Annotated in this window: 17 protein-coding genes; all 17 read right to left on the reverse strand. The window is 50.2% G+C overall.

Annotation, left to right across the window (positions count from 1 at the left end):
* Positions 1 to 100: 100 nt before the first annotated feature.
* Positions 101 to 985, reverse strand: coding sequence for a dTDP-4-dehydrorhamnose reductase (gene rfbD / locus ARC85_RS07500; protein WP_286714654.1), 885 nt, complete (start codon positions 983 to 985; stop codon positions 101 to 103).
* Positions 982 to 1,524, reverse strand: a complete 543-nt coding sequence (gene rfbC / locus ARC85_RS07505) for a dTDP-4-dehydrorhamnose 3,5-epimerase (protein ID WP_286714655.1) — start codon at positions 1,522 to 1,524, stop codon at positions 982 to 984. Before rfbC ends, rfbD begins: the two co-directional genes overlap by 4 nt.
* Positions 1,521 to 2,393, reverse strand: coding sequence for a glucose-1-phosphate thymidylyltransferase RfbA (gene rfbA / locus ARC85_RS07510; RefSeq protein ID WP_286714656.1), 873 nt, complete (start codon positions 2,391 to 2,393; stop codon positions 1,521 to 1,523). Before rfbA ends, rfbC begins: the two co-directional genes overlap by 4 nt.
* The gene (gene rfbB / locus ARC85_RS07515; RefSeq protein WP_286714657.1) at positions 2,390 to 3,487 is read right to left on the reverse strand and encodes a dTDP-glucose 4,6-dehydratase; all 1,098 of its coding nucleotides are present in this window, start codon (positions 3,485 to 3,487) and stop codon (positions 2,390 to 2,392) included. Before rfbB ends, rfbA begins: the two co-directional genes overlap by 4 nt.
* A 14-nt stretch (positions 3,488 to 3,501) precedes the next feature.
* Entirely contained in the window at positions 3,502 to 4,608 is a 1,107-nt protein-coding gene (locus tag ARC85_RS07520; protein WP_286714658.1) for a DUF1972 domain-containing protein, read from the reverse strand.
* Positions 4,605 to 5,852: an O-antigen ligase family protein gene (locus tag ARC85_RS07525; RefSeq protein WP_286714659.1), complete on the reverse strand. Its 1,248-nt coding sequence runs from the start codon at positions 5,850 to 5,852 to the stop codon at positions 4,605 to 4,607. The genes ARC85_RS07520 and ARC85_RS07525 overlap by 4 nt, the downstream gene beginning before the upstream one ends.
* Positions 5,853 to 6,022: 170 nt before the next feature.
* Positions 6,023 to 6,952 carry a polysialyltransferase family glycosyltransferase gene (locus ARC85_RS07530; RefSeq protein WP_286714660.1) on the reverse strand — a complete coding sequence of 310 codons (930 nt, stop codon included), beginning with the start codon at positions 6,950 to 6,952 and terminating at the stop codon, positions 6,023 to 6,025.
* Positions 6,953 to 7,168: 216 nt separating this feature from the next.
* Complete coding sequence (gene pseI, locus ARC85_RS07535; protein WP_286714661.1) at positions 7,169 to 8,221, reverse strand: pseudaminic acid synthase; 1,053 nt, start codon at positions 8,219 to 8,221, stop codon at positions 7,169 to 7,171.
* Between the two features lie 2 nt (positions 8,222 to 8,223).
* Positions 8,224 to 8,787: a UDP-4-amino-4,6-dideoxy-N-acetyl-beta-L-altrosamine N-acetyltransferase gene (gene pseH / locus ARC85_RS07540; RefSeq protein ID WP_286714662.1), complete on the reverse strand. Its 564-nt coding sequence runs from the start codon at positions 8,785 to 8,787 to the stop codon at positions 8,224 to 8,226.
* A gap of 15 nt (positions 8,788 to 8,802) precedes the next feature.
* Complete coding sequence (pseG, locus tag ARC85_RS07545; protein ID WP_286714663.1) at positions 8,803 to 9,903, reverse strand: UDP-2,4-diacetamido-2,4,6-trideoxy-beta-L-altropyranose hydrolase; 1,101 nt, start codon at positions 9,901 to 9,903, stop codon at positions 8,803 to 8,805.
* Positions 9,903 to 10,604, reverse strand: coding sequence for a pseudaminic acid cytidylyltransferase (gene pseF / locus ARC85_RS07550; RefSeq protein WP_286714664.1), 702 nt, complete (start codon positions 10,602 to 10,604; stop codon positions 9,903 to 9,905). The genes pseG and pseF overlap by 1 nt, the downstream gene beginning before the upstream one ends.
* On the reverse strand, positions 10,601 to 11,770 hold the full coding sequence (gene pseC, locus ARC85_RS07555) for a UDP-4-amino-4,6-dideoxy-N-acetyl-beta-L-altrosamine transaminase (protein WP_286714665.1): 1,170 nt from the start codon (positions 11,768 to 11,770) through the stop codon (positions 10,601 to 10,603). The genes pseF and pseC overlap by 4 nt, the downstream gene beginning before the upstream one ends.
* A 2-nt stretch (positions 11,771 to 11,772) precedes the next feature.
* The gene (gene pseB / locus ARC85_RS07560; protein ID WP_286714666.1) at positions 11,773 to 12,771 is read right to left on the reverse strand and encodes a UDP-N-acetylglucosamine 4,6-dehydratase (inverting); all 999 of its coding nucleotides are present in this window, start codon (positions 12,769 to 12,771) and stop codon (positions 11,773 to 11,775) included.
* Positions 12,772 to 12,810: 39 nt separating this feature from the next.
* Positions 12,811 to 14,052 carry a lipopolysaccharide biosynthesis protein gene (locus tag ARC85_RS07565; RefSeq protein WP_286714667.1) on the reverse strand — a complete coding sequence of 414 codons (1,242 nt, stop codon included), beginning with the start codon at positions 14,050 to 14,052 and terminating at the stop codon, positions 12,811 to 12,813.
* A complete protein-coding gene (locus tag ARC85_RS07570; RefSeq protein WP_286714668.1) occupies positions 14,052 to 15,029 on the reverse strand; it encodes a Wzz/FepE/Etk N-terminal domain-containing protein in 978 nt (325 codons plus the stop codon). Before ARC85_RS07570 ends, ARC85_RS07565 begins: the two co-directional genes overlap by 1 nt.
* The gene (locus tag ARC85_RS07575) at positions 15,029 to 17,575 is read right to left on the reverse strand and encodes an SLBB domain-containing protein (protein WP_286714669.1); all 2,547 of its coding nucleotides are present in this window, start codon (positions 17,573 to 17,575) and stop codon (positions 15,029 to 15,031) included. The genes ARC85_RS07570 and ARC85_RS07575 overlap by 1 nt, the downstream gene beginning before the upstream one ends.
* A 39-nt stretch (positions 17,576 to 17,614) precedes the next feature.
* On the reverse strand, positions 17,615 to 19,096 hold the full coding sequence (locus tag ARC85_RS07580) for a capsule assembly Wzi family protein (RefSeq protein WP_286714670.1): 1,482 nt from the start codon (positions 19,094 to 19,096) through the stop codon (positions 17,615 to 17,617).
* Between the last annotated feature and the right edge of the window lie 9 nt (positions 19,097 to 19,105).

Consider the following 19,105-nt stretch of genomic DNA (forward strand, 5'->3'; position numbering starts at 1 on the left):
GCGAGGAAATTGGCGCAAGTTTACGCCAAGAGCCCGACTATTTCAGTAACCATCACGTAACCTAACTTTTGAACAGGCTCGCCTCTCACGCACTGCAATGCTATTGTTGCGCAGAGTTATCCGTCTGAAGTACTTTGCTGCAAACGGCTCTTAGAGCGTCGCACCAGCTTCCTTCTCGAATTCCCATTCTCGCTTCAAGCAATCCCCCATCAAGAACAGAAAAAGCTGGACGCTTTGCAGGCGTTGGGAAATCAGAGGTGGGTATTGGATCTATCATTGGAATCTGAAAGTCAGGCTTTAGATCAACGCAAGTCTCGAAAATTTTCTGCGCAAACTCATACCAACTGCAGCGTTGACCTCCAGAAAAATGGTAAGTGCCGCTCACAGGTGGGCTTTCCGCCACAGCTCGCAACGCCTCGGCCAGATCTCCGGCATAGGTAGGCGTACCGATCTGGTCATTCACAATCGACAGACTGTCACGCTCACTCCCAAGCCTCACCATTGTCTTCAGAAAATTACTACCGTATTCACTAAAAATCCAAGCCGCACGGACAATGACATAGCGATTCGCCTTCTCCGCTTCTCTCTCACCGGCCAACTTGGATTTTCCATACACCCCCATCGGATTAACTGAATCTATCTCACGGTAGGGCCGAGTTGATGAGCCATCGAACACATAATCCGTGGACACATGAACCAGAAAAGCGCCAACTTTATTGACCGCCGCCGCTAAATTAGCGACAGCCTCTGCGTTCACTTTAAATGCTAGATCCGGCTCTGCTTCCGCTTTATCAACCGAAGTATAAGCCGCAGCGTTAATTATCACGTCAGGCTCATGAGCAAGAACAAAACTCTCAACTGAATCGGAACTTGTAATATCGAGCTCACTTCGGCCTGCTGCAATGACCTCATGGCCAGATTCTTTAAAACTGTCTTGCAAGCATTTTCCCAGCTGCCCGCCCGCACCCGTTATCAGTACTCTCATGAACAACAAAACTCCCTAAAACCAGGGGCATTCGCATCTTTCTCAGATAACTTGACCTCAAGATCAATAGGCCACTTTATCCCTATATCTGGATCATCCCATGCAATCGCACCTTCATCTGCCGGGTCATAGTAATCGGTGCATTTGTACTCAAAATCTGCCGTCTCACTAACAACAACAAAGCCATGCGCGAAGCCAGGGGGCACCCAGAACTGGCGCTTGTTATCACCACTCAGATAAACACCTTCCCACTGCCCAAAGGTAGGAGAATCACGACGAAGATCTACTGCAACATCAAACACCTCACCATTAACCACGCGCACCAGTTTCCCCTGAGGCTTCGTGATTTGAAAATGCAAACCACGCAAAACCCCCTTGCCAGACCGGGAATGATTATCTTGCACAAATGGCAAACTGATACTTGCCTCTTCGGCGTACCGTTCCGCCTGAAAAGTCTCAAGAAAAAAGCCCCGATGGTCTCCAAACACCTGGGGCTCAATCACCACACAATCCTTAAGGGTCGTAGGAACAACCTTCATACATGCTCCTCAGCCAATCTCATGAGATACTTGCCGTAACCGGTCTTGGCGAGCTGCTGCCCTTTTTCGGCGAGCCAGCCCTGCGTTACCCAACCGTTCCTGAAGGCAATTTCCTCAAGACAGGCAATTTTCAATCCCTGGCGATGTTCAACCGTTTGAACGAAATGCCCAGCTTCGATAAGCGAGTCGTGAGTTCCCGTGTCCAACCAGGCGAACCCTCGCCCAAGAACACTCACATTCAAGTCACCCCGCCTTAGATAAGCATTATTTACATCGGTGATCTCTAGCTCGCCTCGATTTGAAGGCTGGATTTGTTTGGCAATATTCACTACATCGTTGTCGTAGAAATACAAACCTGTCACAGCGTATTGTGACTTGGGGTGTTCTGGCTTTTCTTCAATCGACAGCGCCTTGCCCTCCCCATCGAACTCAACAACTCCAAAACGCTCTGGATCCGTCACATGATAACCAAACACCGTGGCCCCTGTTCGACGACCGACTGCCTCACGTAGCATCTGACTGAAACCATAGCCATGGAAAATGTTGTCCCCCAAGATCAAGCACACACTATCGTCGCCGATAAATTCTTCACCAATGATAAACGCCTGAGCAAGGCCATCCGGAGAGGGCTGTGGTGCGTAGCTAAGCTCGATACCAAAGTCAGATCCATCCCCAAGTAATTTAGAAAAGCTGGGCAGATCCTCCGGGGTGGAAATTACAAGTATCTCTCTAATACCAGCCAACATAAGAACCGACAGGGGATAGTAAATCATCGGCTTATCATAGACCGGTAACAACTGTTTGGAGACGCCACGAGTGATAGGATGAAGCCGGGTGCCAGAACCGCCGGCAAGAATAATACCCTTCATGCGTTTTCTCCCAAGCGATCCAGTTGATACTCTCCGCTCAACACTCGTTGCCACCACTCCGGGTTATCCAGATACCATCGGACCGTCTTACGAATTCCCGTCTCGAACGATTCTTGGGGCATCCAACCCAACTCTCGTTCAATTTTACTGGCGTCTATCGCATACCGGACGTCGTGTCCGGGCCTGTCCTTTACAAACGTAATTAACTCTCGGTAGTGGGCCACCTCAGAAGCAGGCTGCCATCTCAGGTGCGGATAGGTACCGGGTGGAGACATCTCTTGCAAAAGATCACATATGGTTTCCACCACTTCGAGATTTGTTTTCTCATTGTGGCCACCAATATTGTAGGTCTCTCCTACCCGGCCCTCGGTAGCCACGCGCAGCAACGCACGCGCATGATCTTCCACGTACAGCCAATCACGAATCTGAGAGCCATCACCATAAACCGGTAAAGGTTTGCCCGATAAGGCATTCAAAATCATGTGGGGTACAAGTTTTTCGGGAAAGTGATAAGGCCCATAATTGTTGGAGCAGTTGGTGATCACAACCGGTAGACCATAGGTTCTATGCCACGCCCTCACCAGATGATCGGAACTGGCTTTGGACGCCGAATACGGCGAACTCGGCGCATAGGCCGTTGTTTCGGTAAACAGGTCGGAAGTATTCTCCAGATCCCCATAAACTTCATCTGTAGAAATATGGTGAAACCGAAACACAGATTGTTTTGATTTATCCAGACTTAGCCAATACCGACGAGTTGCTTCCAACAGCGTATAAGTCCCTACGATATTGGTCTGGATGAAATCGGATGGGCCATCGATCGAACGATCAACATGACTCTCAGCCGCCAGATGCATAATGTGCGTTGGCTGAAACTCAGAGAACACACCATCCAATGCTGAAGCATCGGAAATATCTGCCTGAAAGAAGTGGTAACGAGGAGCCCCAGACGCCCTCCCAAGGGAATCCAAGTTTCCTGCATAAGTAAGTTTATCGAAATTAGCCACATTGTAATCAGTGGTCTTAACAATATATCGAACCACGGCCGAACCAATAAAGCCCGCGCCACCTGTAACCAGAATACGATTAGACATAAATAATAGCTAACTTATTTAGTTGGATACCAGTGGGTTAAGAGCTCTTCGTACTCTCCCAGAACCTGCTCCCAAGTAAAACGATCTTTGAACCTTGTGCGACTCGCAGCCCTCATCTTTAACGCGATGTCTTCAGCCGGAAGCAGCCTATCGAGAATTTCACAGAAGTCCGCCTCATCCCTAAAGTAAGCAGCATCAGGTCCCGCCACCCACCTATTGAAGTGGTTATCGTGAGCGATAACCGCACAACCCGCTCCCAACGCCTCAACGAGGGATGGATTAGTGCCGCCTACTCTATGACCATGAAAATAAAAACGAGCATAAAAGCGCAGGGATTGAACTGTGGCTGTATCATAGATTGCGCCGGGGAAAATAACTTCATCAGAAGCGGAATCTATAACTGAGCGGTGATAACTATTTCTTTCAATATCAAAGTTCCCGAGAACCACAAGTTTGTGGTTCCTCTGCTTACGGCTAAAAGATCGAACCATCTGCAGAAATGAATTTTCTGGCTCAGGACGCGCGATTATTACTGAAAACTGGCCCGGAACTAAATTATACTCATCCAGCAGCGATGCATCAGCATTACAAACTTCATCGCCGCCATATGGAATCATCGTTATTTTTTCAGTCTTCACACGAGTTGAGAGATGCTCCTTAATCTTCGGATGGTCGGCAATCAAATGACTGCCAAACCAACAGCCAAAACGTTCATTAAGCCAGAACCAAATCCTGGCAACTATGCCCCATTTCTCCCGCCGCCATTCAATACCATCCATATTAATAAGATTAACTTGGCTTTTCATGCGTTGAAGCAAGTTAAAACATGCGGTGTTGTAACCGAGAGTGAGCAACAAGCCGCTTTGGTTCAACGAGTGGACTATTGATTTCCAATCAAAAATAACTGTACCAAAAGATCCGGAAAATGGAACTGGAATGTGCACACGATTAACTCCATTCCAGATGGATTCATATATTTCGCCCTTACCGCTTTCCTGGCAGTAAACTGTCACTTTCCAACCTTTCTCAATGAGATAGAGTGAAAGTTTTTCAGCGAATGTTTCGAAACCACCATGCTGAGCTGGAACGCCCCTAATTCCAAGCAACGCGATTTCCTTCATTTTTGGTTCCTTATAAAAATCAGGTTTGAAGATTCTCTAAATGCAGAAAAAAACAAAATTATGCACAACATAAAAAGCTGATGCTTCTGAAAATTTGAATTTGTTATTGATGAAACAAAAAGCACGCTCAAAGAAAAATAAACGGTAAACTTGTAAGACCAAAAAGCAAAGTGAGATCTAGAGAGCTTAATCGTCGAACAAAAAACATAAATGACAAAAGCAGGCCAAACCAAAACCCCAAAAAAACCATAACTTACCAAAAAACCAAAATAATCGCTGTGAGGATCTAACAAGATTGGAACATCATATATCTCATATCGAAGAACATTGAACATGAGATTGCCCGCGCCTAAAACGTTTTTGCTAAAAATCTCTATAGATGAAACCCATAATGTTCCTCTAGTCACAAGAGACGACATGGCTTCATGGCCAAAATATTTATACATAATGTCAAAATATGCTACGACGAAATAAATACAAAAAGTCAACGGCACTAAAATTAATAGCACACTAGCAACGAACCTCAAATTAACACTACCTCGATCAGCGCAAAGCAAAACGCTGTAGAACGTCAAACCAACGAAAATTGAAAAAAGTGCAACCCTAGTCCCTGACAATAAAATACAAATTAGCGCCAAAATGACTGACGTGTAGATAATAATCTTTACTTCTTTCTTAAGCCGCTTAGTACATAACAGCAAATATACTGAAATCAGCACCAATGCATTGGCAAAGACGTTTACTCCATAATTTCCACTGCTTAACCTAGCGTTGTTTTGGCTCACGCTATATATAACTGATTCAACACACAAAAATGCTAGACCGACCACAACACCTAGCACAAAGTATTGGAAATGTCGTCTAAAATCGAAGACAATAGCAAACAACAAGCCATAATAAAAATAACGAATTTGATAAGTACCCGAAAGAAAAAGCCCAAAGAGATCTGGGCTATCGAAGTATCTTATGGACGATATCAAATAGACGATAAATACAATCAGAGTTAAAAAAACAAAAAGCAAGTCCTTTGATTCAAATTTCAATGACGACGAAAGTCTAAAGAGGTGAAAAGCAAGCGCCATAAAGTACACATCAATATGCGAGATCACCGAATAGTCCGCAGTAATCACTTCTGAGCTTGGCCCCATGGGGAATGAAGGAAATATATCATTGACCAAATTGGGAAGAAAAATTACCACAATCGGCAGACAAAAAACCCATAGTTTTAAAGAGATTAACGACACAAAAAGCAATCCCAAGAAAACAAAGAGCGACACTAGAACCAACGGTGCTATCGACGCGACGGAATCAGAATAAACACCCCCCACTGCCAACATAACTGAGAATATCAGCCAATAAAAAAACAAACATGCGTAGAATGAAAAAAATCTCATTCTAACCTTACATAAATTATTCACAGATATCGTCTTACGCCGTGATCTTCCATGAAAGAAAAGATATCCATCTCAACGCCATTCACGGATATAGATAGTGTACACAAAGGCAAGTAAACGCATTTAACATCAGGGAAAATCTTCGAAATATTTATTAACGCAGAACTATGGAAACTTACAACGGTGCCAAAGCTCGTTAAAGATAACAACCGTTCAGCAGGCATTGACTGTAACTCTTCGCTCAACTGGATCATACCAGCATATGAGGCGTTGGCATCGTGATGGGCTTTATAATAGACTTTTTGGTTAGGTTTTTTTTGTGAAAGCCAATGCTCCAAGTACTCCCTCTTTTCTGTTGATTCGATATTTAAAGGTTGATCTAAAAACAAAATCTCAGAGCAATATCGCTTAGGTCGACCAAACTCAATAGGAATATTTACTTTTTTCAAACATCCCAATTTACTCTTAAAAACAAGCTTTCCAGGTCGCGAAGAGAGAGTACTTGCCACACTGCAAACATCTATACCCGTTATGTGCCCCGAGTAGGGCTTGAAAGGCAGAGCGACTAACCAGGACATTATCTTCTTTGAAAGGGATATATCCCAGCGTTCGCTCACAGCATCATAATAATTGGCAATTCCCTCTTCATATATATTGACCGTGTGACATCGATTGCTCCTAGCGGGATAATTACTTGCAAAATGACACATATGAGGGATATAAAGATTTATCTTGCGGCCCGTCAAAAACCAAGACCATATCCTCAAAGAATAAAAGATCATACTTAGAATTTTATTATTGAAGGGCGATATTTTTCTCCAAGAATTTGGCTTTCCTGGATACTCTTTTGTGAAATAACAGAACACAGGTCCTTCAAGATTATTAATGAACCCTTCTGAAAATAGCGCATGATATGGAGTAAAGCCAACAACGAGATTTATGGTTTTCAAATCTATCCCAAAACAGGAAACAAATGATTTTTAAATCAATTTACTTATTACAACAATTGAACTTTATGCAGACTGAAGTCAATCCTAGCCCAGCGCAAAATAAATTTTATAACACTTCAACACCCTGAAACGAGAATAAGGTTAGGCTTTATAATTAATATCTCAGACTGAAATCTAACGACTTCGTCTAGCAACTCCTGAGATAAAAGTATCCCTCTAAAGATCCAAGACACCCCTTAATACTGGTGAATCTTTTTTTACGGGTTGATTTACTGGTTTTCCGAGTATCAAATCATAGTACTTTGGTTGCAATCCATAACCAGGTCTTACACTGCGTATACAATCTTCCGTAACTATATCACCTGCACTCAGATTTTTGACAAAGTACAATGAACGCCTAAATTGGACATTTCCTTGTTCACTGGATTTTTGGCCATAATCAACGTTTCCTAACGCCTTCCATGCTGTCTTCGTGTCTCGACAGAGCGCTGCGAGGTCTGCCGGCTCTAGTGAAAAGCTGTCATCAGGACCACCGCCATTCCTGTCCAGCGTAAAATGCTTTTCAATCAGCGAAGCACCGAGCACAACACTTGCGATGGCCGTTGTGTTATCAATGGTGTGGTCGGACAGTCCGGTAATCAGGCCGAAGCGCTCAATCATGTCCGGAATGGTTCGCAGGTTGTAATCTTCAGCCGGTGCAGGATATCCACTCACACAATGCAAAATCGCCAACTGCTGGCAACCGCCATCGCGCGCTGCGGCGATCGCTTCTGCAATCTCTTCTGCATCGGCCATACCCGTTGAAATAATCATAGGCTTGCCAGTAGATGCAACGTAACGAATTAGCGGCAGGTCTACGGCTTCAAACGAGGCTATCTTGTATGCCGGTGCGTTCAAATCTTCAAGTAAATCAACGGCGGTATTGTCGAAGGGGGAGCTAAAGATCGGGATACCAACTTGGTGGGCATGGTCAAATAAGGGCTTGTGCCACTCCCACGGCATATGAGCCTCTTCATATAGCTCATATAGAGTGCGGCCATCCCACAATCCACCCTTGATTCGAAACTCCTCGGCATCAGAATTCAGCGTAATCGTATCAGGCCGATAGGTTTGAAGCTTTACGGCATCTGCCCCTGCTTTTTTCGCTTCTTCAATAATGCGCATGGCCGTCTCGAGCTTTCCGTTATGGTTAGCGGAGAGTTCGGCAATTATGTAGGGAGGATGGTTCCGCCCAATCTTACGGCCAGCGATGCTGATTTCCTTTGACATATTCAGCCCCCAATTAAACGAATAAGTTTCTCTTGCATCTTAGGGCGTTGCTCCGCCCATTCGTCCGCCAAGAGGCCAAGCCGGTAGATATCAACATATTTGTCGTCCCGCTTGTATTGATCTCGCAGGATACCTTCCACTTTGAACCCGAACTTTTCATGCAGTTTGATCACAGGCGTGTTGAAGGCAAGCACTTCACAGCAAAGTTTATGGAGTTTTAGCTCATCAAAAGCATAATTCAACGCCAATAACTCCATCCTGCTGCCAGTTCCTCTGGGTGCGCTGGGCGAAGCGTAAAAGGCCCAGGATGAATTCCCGTTTGCTTGGTCAATGCCTGTAAAACCGACCACGCCCAATGCCTGCTTGTCTTGCTCATAGATGAAGTATTTATGAACGTCAGACTCTTTAACTTTAGCCCACCACGCCTGATGCTCGCCGAGTGATATTTCATGTGTGGTATACATGTTCTCTCTGACAGACGGCTCGTTACGCCACGCAAGCATCAATTCCAGTTCAGAATCCTGTATTAGTCTAATTGTGCCAAATTGGGCCGGAAGCTCAGTCATTGTTTTATGCCCTTGTCAGTCGGTTCCTAAATGATTTATCACTCGCTGGCACCCCAATCCATCCACTAACGAAGCACCAGCCATACTCATGGCGACCAGGTTATCCATGAATTGATTGGCAGTTAACAAACGCTCTAACTCTGCCTGCAAGTGTTCAGTGTTCTTAATAACAAATGATGCACCTTGCCTCGCCATTGCCTCTGCCGCTTCTTTCTGGTTTTCAGCCAAGACCATCGTTACGGTTGGCAATCCTAAACAACAACGTTCCCACGAAGTGCTTCCGGCGGCACCAATGCAGAGATCTGCCTTGCACATGCGTTGGGCCATGTCCGAAACATTCACGCTTACGCTGCTCCGGAACGGCAATGCTTCCGATTGCTGGCGAACCGCTTCAAGGGCCGGAGCTGATGCCCCCATCACTATGTCCAGCTCAGTTTCCGGTGGCAATGAGCTCTGCGCTAGTGCATCCAACACTTGGCCGGTTACGTTGTTCTGGTCCACACCACCCAGTGTAATCAAGATGCGTTCGAGTTTAGGAGTTTTCCTACGCTCGAGGCTGGCTTCCCGAAGTTCGGCAAATTCCGGCCTTAGAAGTGCGTAGTGAGGGCCGATGAGGCGGGTACAGGCTTCTGGAATCAAGCCATCATAGTCCTGAGCCTCTCTGCCCAGGTTTTGATCTAACAGCAATTGGCATTGATGGGGCCGGTCTGCAAGGTCATCGATCACCATGATGTTGTTCACCTGAGCGGCTACGCGGCGCTCCCAATTCACATCCAGGGCGTAGTGATCTACCACCAACCAATCTGTTTTTTTGCCGTTAAGTGCGTTAAGCGTTTGCGCTGCATCCTGCTGCCACTGCACCCCCAACCACTGGGCGTGCTCGGGGGTAGCTGCATCTTCGCTACCATTACTGTGCAAGGCTTCCGTCTCCTGACTCAGCAGATGGAGCTCAAACCCGCGCCGGGCGATCAATTCGGATAGGTTTCCCGGGTGATCCCGGCATATAAAGAGGCATTCATGCCCCTGAGCACGCAGCGCGTCCGCCAGGGTAAGGCAGCGCATAACGTGGCCGGTGCCGATTTGAACGGAGGCATCTGCCCGGAAGGCGATCCGCATTATTGGGCGCCCTGCTCTTGCATGGCTTTAAACAGCCACTCGGCTCGTACCCAGTCCTCCGGGGTATCGATATCCTGAACCCGGTGCCTCGGTAGCGTTACGGGGGCCGCATCCTCTGAGAAGATGGGGCGCTCTTGCGTCCAGGCTTGGGCCGTTCCCCAATAGAACTGGCCGGCGTCGTGCCAGGCTTCTTCAAGATCCTGGGATCGAGCTCCGAAGTGTTCCGGATGAAACATGGCTACTCGCCCGCCACCGGTGATGCGAATGGCACGCTGGATGGGGAAGGCGTAGCTGGTTACCGAAAAGGCATAGCTGCAGGCTTCGCTTTCCAGCAATTGCTGGCCCCGCTTCAGATCTTCAGGAGACACAAATGGGGCGGTCGCGTAGATACAGCAGGCTTGTGACACCGCGCAGCCATTGTCGGCCAGCCATTCAACCGCATGCCGAATGACGGGGATGGTTCCGGTGTAGTCGTCTGAGAGTTGGGCCGGGCGCATAAAGGGGGTTTCGGCCCCGTGTTGCCAGGCAACCGCAGCAATTTCCTCATCGTCCGTCGACACGATCACCCGGTCAAAACAGCCACTTTCCAGCGCGGCATCAATAGACCAGGCAATCATCGGTTTGCCGCAGAACTCTTTAATGTTTTTGCGTGGAATTCGCTTGCTGCCGCCGCGGGCGGGGATAATGGCAACTGTTGTCATGGTCGTTGTACCGCCAACGCCTTGCGAAGCGACGCAACCACTTCGTCTTGCTGATCGTCCGTCAGGCCTTGGAACATCGGCAGGCTGATGGCCTCCCGATAGTAGGCCATAGACTGCGGAAAACTCTCCGGTTCAAAACCCATCGCTTCGTAGTACGGCTGCGTGTGCACGGGAATGTAGTGCAGGTTGACACCAATGCCCTGTGCCCTCAGAGATTCAAAGACTTCTCTGTGCGTAAGGGAGATGCAGTCTAACTTCAAACGGACCACATAAAGGTGCAGGCCTGAGTAACTGTCCGGGTGTTGCCAAGGCAGCACGACGGGTAAATCCGCCAGCAGGTGGTTATACCTTTCTGCCAACTCGTGCCTGCGAGCCACAAACGCATCCAGCCGCTGCATCTGGCTTCCACCCAGCGCCGCCTGCAATTCTGTCATCCGGTAATTAAAGCCCAGATCCACTTGCTGGTAATACCAGGGCCCATCAGGTTCATGGGTCATCAAGGCTGGGTCTCGGGTAATGCCGTGGCTGCGCAGCAGGTTCATCTTATCCGCTAACTCAGCATCGTTCGTTACCGCCATACCGCCTTCAGCAGTGGTCACAATCTTGACCGGATGGAAACTGAACACAGTGATATCGCTATATCGGCCGTTGCCGATAAACTCGCCCTGGTATTTGCCGCCAATCGCATGGGAGGCATCTTCGATCACCTTGAAGCCGTACTCTTTTGCGAGAGTACCAATCGCTTCCATGTTGCAGGGCTGGCCGCACAAGTGAACCGCCACCACCACTTTCGGCAAACGGTCTTCCTGCTTTGCCTGTTCAAGCTTTTTCTTTAGCGCAACCGGGCACAGGTTGTAGGTTTGGGGGTCGATATCCACAAAATCGACCTTCGCACCACAATACAACCCGCAGTTAGCGGAGGCCACAAAGGTAACAGGCGTGGTCCATAGCCAGTCGCCCTCCCCCAGGCCCAATGCCAGGCAGGCAATGTGCAACGCTGAAGTGGCACTGTTAACTGCCAAAGCGTGGTTAGCGCCGACATGCTGGGCTACAGACTGCTCGAATCTCGGCACCATCGGGCCCTGAGTCAGGAAGTCCGACTTAAGCACCTGCAGCACCGCATCGATATCTGCCTGGTTAATATCCTGCTTACCGTAAGGAATCATGGTCAGATCTTGCCAATTTCGCTGTTGTGGCGGTCAATCCAGGATTGCAGTTCTTCGTCTGTCATCCATTCGGTGTTGTTATCACTGGCGTACACAAAGCCTTCAGGCACCGGCTTGCCGTCTTTGATGCGCTCTTTGCAGGTTCCCCAATCATTGATGTTAGGCAGAATTTTGAAATGCTCGGGGTACTCGTAGGTGAAGTAAGAATCCTCGGCGCCAATCATCTGCTCATGCAGCTTCTCGCCCGGGCGGATGCCTACGATTTCCTGCTTGGCTTCTGGAGCAACAACTCGGGCCAGATCCGTCACTTTCATAGACGGAATTTTCTTCACGTAGATTTCGCCGCCCACCATGTCTTCAAAGGCATGCCATACCAACTCAACGCCCTGCTCCAGGCTGATCATGAAACGAGTCATGCGCGGGTCGGTAATGGGCAGTACGCCTTTGTCTTTGATAGACATAAAAAACGGGATAACTGAGCCGCGCGACCCCATTACGTTGCCATACCGTACCACGGAGAACTTGGTTTGGTGGCCACCCGCGTAGGAGTTACCTGCAACAAACAGCTTGTCGGACGCCAGTTTGGTGGCACCGTACAGATTGATTGGGCTGCTGGCTTTATCGGTGGAGAGAGCCACAACGCCCTTGATGCCTTTATCGATGGCGGCATCGATCAGGTTCATGGCGCCGTGTATGTTGGTTTTTACACACTCGAACGGGTTGTACTCGGCGGTGGGTACAATTTTTGTGGCGGCTGCATGCACCACGTAATCCACACCATCCAGCGCACGATACAATCGGTCTCTGTCGCGGACATCACCAATAAAAAATCGCAGGCGGTCGTCACCCTGGAACAGCTTGGCCATCTCCCACTGCTTCATTTCATCCCGGGAAAACACGATGATTTTCCTGGGGTTGTACTTTTCCAGGGTCATTGGAATGAATTTGTGGCCGAAGGAGCCGGTGCCGCCGGTGACGAGGATGGTGGAATTTTCGAGCATAGTCACTTTCTCTGGATTTTACGGTAAAGATGAATGGTATCACCGCCAGTCGGCGGGTGTTAATCGGTAGAACTGGAAGGTTTTCCAGGCCAGCATAAATGCGAAGGCGGATATCAGCCCAAAAGGCACTGCCAGTTCTCCGGCTATCGGCGCCAGGGCAGCAGTACTGGCCAGGAAAACCAAGAATCCTGCGATATGAGCCACAATCAGCGCTTTGTCTTGGCCTCTGGCGTACAAACCGTAATGCGGAATCATTCCCACCACAAAAAGCCCAGTGGAGAGCAGCAACCAAGCAAACAGATCAATACGTTCAAGATAAAGCGGTTTATCCAGCCACTGCAGCAACGGCATGGCCGCCAGCCAGGCGCACACAGAGAACAGCGCAGTAAGGACTACCGTCTGCCAGGCCAACTGGTGGTACTTTTTCCGGAACTCTGCGGCATTGTTGTTGGCATGGGCGGCGATCATAGCCGGGTATAGGAAAGTAAACACGCCCGCATCCATAAAGCCCAGCAACGCCATGCACATACCAATAAAAAGCACGTACGCCCCGAGCACATCCAGCCCTGCGAGGGCTTCAAACCAGTACCGATCCACGGTGTAGATGCCACGCAATGCAAGTGTGGCAATCAGCATGGGAATCGCAATCTTCAGGCCTTTTTTCAGCCACCCCCAATCTACGCTTTTAAGCCATCCACCCATCGGTATTCGCCATAACACGGCAACACCAATCAACATCCCGATACTGCTGCCGGCTATCCAACCGGTAAGTACGGTTGGCAGTTCCTGGCTGGGCTCATTGAGGAACATAACTGCGACCACTGCAACACACCAGGCGCCGGCGCGGAAGAACAAAACCCAACTAGCGACGAGTTGCCGTTGCAGCGCCACCAGAAGGCGGTTAAGTTCCTGAGTTATATGCTCCAATACCAGAATGACCAGAAACCAGGGAAGCAACCACCAAGGGAGCAATTCCAGGGCGAACAAGCCGAAAGTAAGCGGCAAGAATACCGCGTACAAGATTAGACTGAGAGCAACCTGACTCTTAAGCAGCTGGCCTCGGTTTTCCGGCTCTGTTTTCAGGATCTCACGGGTGGTAAAGATGTAGAAATCAAAGCCCAGAAAATAGAGCGCATAACTGATGGTAACCGTCAGCAGGCCATATAAGCCCAGCTCGGCGGGCTCCAAAAACCTCGCCAGCATGAAAATGAGCAGAAATTTGCTGACTAAGGTAGTGCCCCGCAGCCCGAGGTTGGTGAGCCTGATGACCAGGTGCTTCATTACGCGGTTGTATCGCCGGTATTGCTTTGGCTAGAGCTCTCACCATCGGAACCTCTGATAAAGGCTCTGATAAACACAATAAATACCCCGAGCATGCCACCCAGAAGCGTTGCTATTACGCAGATCAGCGCCCGCTTCGGTTCGGCCTTTTCCTCCGCCACAACCGCGGGGTCTACCGTTTTGAATACATACTCTTTCTGGGCATTGGCCAACATCACTGTGCGGGTTTCATTCTCGATGAGCTGGTAGAACACTTGCTGCATGCCCGCGATGTTGGTTTCGTCCAGTTTTTGCTCGAGGTACGCTATCCGGGCTTCGGCTTCTTCCACATCCTGCTTGCGCATGTGCTCGTTGATATCTTGCACCAGCTTTTCCGCCCACTCCTTTGCCAGAATCGGGGAGTAGTGCTTCACGCTCACCGTAATCATGCCGGTGTCTTTGGCTTCGCCAACACTGAAGTGGTCTTCCCGGAAGGTTTCTACCATGTCCCAATCGGTAGGTTTATGGCTCTCACCATCGCTGTCGGGCAGCCATTCGCCCGTTTCGGGATTGTACTTGTCCCGGTCGTACACCCAGTCTCCAGTCTTCTTATTCCAACCTTCCACGGCCATTAACGGAATTTCCATATCATGGCGATGGAAAAAATCAGTAAGGAAGGCGCGCGACTGCAGCACCTCTTTGGCAATAACGGTCTGGTTTGAGCTTCCGCCACCCAGATTGATACCAGCAAGGCTCGCCAAACCTCCAAATTGACTAGCCAGGCCGCTGAGGCCACCGCCCTCTTCCTGGGCTGGAGCCACCAACACGCTGGACTGGTAGATATTGGGTTTGTAAAGCGCGTAGCCAACGCCTGCAGCCGCGAACACAACTGTCGTCAGAATTATCATCCATTTGCCTCGCCACAGAGTGGCGAACAGTTCCCTCAGGTCGATTTCATCGTCTGGGTAATAAGTCGGTTGTGGCGCTGTTTCGTTCATCAGAGGTTTCCTACTGCCGCAGCGCCCAGCGCCATCTGGTAAACGATCTGGCTGACGTTGGTCCAGAGTTCGAGCTGATTCAGGCGGTCTACATCAATCGGCATGATGATGGTATCGCCCGGTTGCAACTGCTGGCTTCGGCCGCCAAACCACCGGCTGCGCTCTGGGAGCATAACGGAGCCATCGGCTTTGACCACATAAACTCGGTCTTCATCTGCTTGCCGGGTGGGACCACCGGAACGTTCGAGGTAGTCATCCACGGTCAGGCCTTGTTGGTGCAGATGACTGGTGGGGAATTGAACTTCCCCGAAGACAGAAACCGCTTGGGGAATCGTGGGTATGGTCAGGCTATCGCCGTCTTGCAGGCGAATCGGCTGATAGTCTTCATCGCTTAAAACAGCCGCAAGATCAATCACCATTCGCCCAACCGGGCGGCTGTTCTGGACATCCTCCAAGAGGCCTTCAACCTGCTGGATACGCTGCGAGGTTTGGCCGCCAAAGTTGTCACCCTCTAGTTGTACGCTTAGTAAATCGCCCTGCAGGCGCTCTTCGGCTTCGCGCAGGCGCTGAGCTTCCAATTGACGCAGTTTTTCTCGTGTAAATACGGCTCCGCGAGGGAATGCATTCTCTGTCAAACCACCGGCGCGTTGGAGCACGTCTTTGAGTGTTTCGCCATCACGGAAGGTGTAGATACCCGGGTAACGGACTTCTCCTTTGAGTTCAATGGTGCGCGTTTTGGCAAACTCAGGAATGGACTTGATCAGTACCCTGTCGCGGCTTTGCAATTCGATATTGCTTCTACCTGCCATGGCATCCGTCAGGTTCACGTTAAGAATGTGCGTTTGGCCCACGCCGTTCTCATCTACGGTGTAGCGGGCTATTTCGGCTTGGTAGAGCGACGCCGAGTCTTTCAGGCCACCGGCCACAAAAATGGCATCTTCCAGCCTTTGGGTAGCAGGCAGGGGGTACTCACCGGGGTATCGCACCGGACCACTGATCGCAATGGTTTGCTGCGGCCGGGTCGGGCTGGCCTGGGCCTTCAGGCGCTGGATCACAGGTTCAAATAGTTTTTCGCGAGTGAAGGTATCACTGGCAGGCACTTCGTCGGCTTTTGCTTTGCTCTCCGGTTGATTCGCCAGATCGGCTTCGCTTTCGATATCAACTTTTCCCGCGTCTGAGAAAAACAGCAACCGGTCTTTTTCTTGCAGCTGGAGATCCTGCTGGCCACCAGGGTTACGCACGGCTTCCCTTAGCTGCAGGTTCAGTACAGAAATAGTGTCATTTTCAGGATCTGTGCGTACAACCGCAGCGTATTGTTTGTCGGCCACCGGAAGCAGCTCTGCGTCCAGATTCTTGATCAGGGAGCTGACACGCATGCCAGGAATCCAGGCAAATTTGCCGGTTCTCGCTGCCGCGCCCTGAACTTCTACATACTGGCCGGTAATGTCTGCTATGGAAGGAATGGTGATTCTGTCACCGGCCTGGATCGGGGCTTTTCTGCCATTATGGCTGGTGTAATCGGCCTCTGCGATGATGCGCAAAAAGTCTTCGTTTGTGCGCTCTATGTTAATGCGTTGCGGGTAGGCCTGAGGCGTGAGGCCGCCAGCCATACTGATCAATTGTGCCAGCGAGTTTTCACCATCCAGCTCATAAAGCGCTGGCCGGTAGACTTCGCCCTCAATGCCGACGCGTTTTCCCACTGACGGGATGAAAATAACATCCCCTGCCTGCAGGCGGTTGTCGTTGCGGCTATCACCTTTGAGCAGCAGCTCGTACAAATCCAGAGTGCCTAATAACTTACCATCGCGCTTGTGCTGCACGTTTCTGAGGGAGCCGGTTTGTTTGATACCGCCAGAGACATACAACGCATTGGTGATGGTAGAGAGAGAGCTAACCGTGTACGAACCCGGGTTTCTTGCCTCTCCGAGCACAAAAACTCTCATGCTGCGCAGTTCGCCCAGTGAAACACTGGCCTGTACCCCAATGTACTGTTCTGAAACCCGCGTTCTGATTTGCTCCCGAGCCTCATCAAAACTCAGCCCGGCCACACTCAGGGGGCCGGAATCCGGAAAGCTGATGGTGCCATCCCGGCTTACGGGAAGCTCAAGGTTCTGGTTTTCTTTGCCCCAGAGTTGAATGCGCAGCACATCTCCAGGACCCATCGTATAGTCTGCAGGTACCGGAATCTCCGTTACCGGAGCAAAGGTGCTGGGGTCTCCAGCGAACAGGTCATAGCCGAAGGGCTTAAGGCCATTGTTCTTGTCCGCCGTTTTTTGCTCTTCTGCCTGTTCTGCGAGCGCCTTGTCGCGCTCCTGATCGGTAATCTGATTCACCGGTTCTACTACTTGCACCGGTTGAGGACGGCTGGATGCCGCGTTCCCGCCAGTCAGTGCGTTCAGGTCTACGCCGTATTGCCTCGCAAGTGCCTCCTGTTGGGCTTTGGGCAAGCTTTTAAACTGTTCAATCTGGGCAGGCGTAATCGACTGGGCAGCAGCCACCATGGGCAGCAACAGTACGAGGGTGAGCAGGCGTTTTTTCAGGTTCACGGTTACGTTATTCCGGTTCTGAGTTTGTGTCGCGAAGTTTTAGAATCTGTAGGTCCAGCTTGCACTGGCGGTCCACTGGTCTTGTTCACCACCTAAAAGCTCGATTTTTTTATCGGTAGCTTGCAGGTTAAGGTCCAACCAACCTTTTAACACTTCGGTTCCGTACCCGGCTTTGACAATGGCCACTTTCTGGGCGCCGTCCGGGGCGAAGTAGAAAATATCGTTATCTGGCTGTGACACGCGGTTACCTCCATCGTTATTGAGGTCTGCGTAGGTCAATGCCAGCGAGACGTTACTACCATCGGGCAGGAAATGAAACAAGCCGGCCGTAAGCGCTTCGGCATCTCCATCGAAGGTGGATCCCATATTACGTCCGTAGTATTGGTAACCGGTTTTATAGCGAAAATGACTGTAGGCGTAGTTTGGAATGGCGTCGCCCACTATGTCGTCTGCAAGCGTATTGGTGAATTCGAAGAACCATTGCTGGTCTGCGCCCAGGAGCTGACTGGTCCAGTCGACTCCAAACAACCAGGATTTCCGTGACGGGATGTATCCGGCCTCGTCTTCGCCCATCATCTCCATGTAAACACTCATGGATTGTTCCCCCACCGGGAAACCGTAGCGGATGTCGATTGCGCCGATCTGGTTGCCGGGATCGGAGCCGTCGTAGGAGTTATCTTTGCCGATGAACGCATCCCAGAAGGTGGAGAATCCACCGGGGTAGCCTTCTCCTCCAAACATGATGGCCCGCGTAAAACCAAGATCCAGGCCCTGAATCGGGCGCAGGTTGAGGCGCATACCTACCAGCCGAATATCGGAAACGATTCTTTCCTCTTCCATCTGGCCGGCGAAGACTGTGAGATTCCAGGGCCCAATCCAATTCAGCCAATCGGATTCCGGCGCCGAGGTGTCTTTTCGGTTCAGCCAAACCGCTGGCATAGGCCGGGCATTGGTGGAGAGTACCATGGCGGATTGCCATCCGGGCCCCCACCATCGCTCAATGGCACCAGCGCCCACCACCCAGTTGCCCGGGGTGGCTGCGAGATATGAGCCGTCTAATCTGAGGGTTTCATCGTCGGAGGCATTGGCCACCACACTGGGCTTGACTCCCAGCGCGACATATTCGCCCTGCCACTGCAGATTAACCGAGAGCTCACCTTTCTCCTTTGGCTGACTGGCAAATCCACGAATTGATGTGGCTTCCGTACTGCCGGAAGCTTGAATTTCAAATCTTGCTCCCGGGCTACCCAACTGTTCCCGTTCGAAATTCAGATACGCTGCCTGGGAGCTAACGGCGCCAGCGTCTGCGGCAATCGAATTGCTTACGCCGCTATCGATATCTGCCCACATCACAGGCCATGTCGTTACGCCTTTGTCGTAATGCCCTCGGTCGGCCAGTTTTTGCAGCGAGTGCCGTGCTCGGGCGTCCCCTGGCTCAAGCCAGGGGGCCGCGTTTATTGCCGTTGAAGCCGCAAGCATTACTCCGGCGGTGATCAATTGTCTGCGTCGGGATACAGGCATTCCGGGCCC

This window comes from Marinobacter sp. tcs-11 (assembly GCF_002049515.1).
Classification (GTDB): Bacteria; Pseudomonadota; Gammaproteobacteria; order Pseudomonadales; family Oleiphilaceae; genus Marinobacter; species Marinobacter nauticus.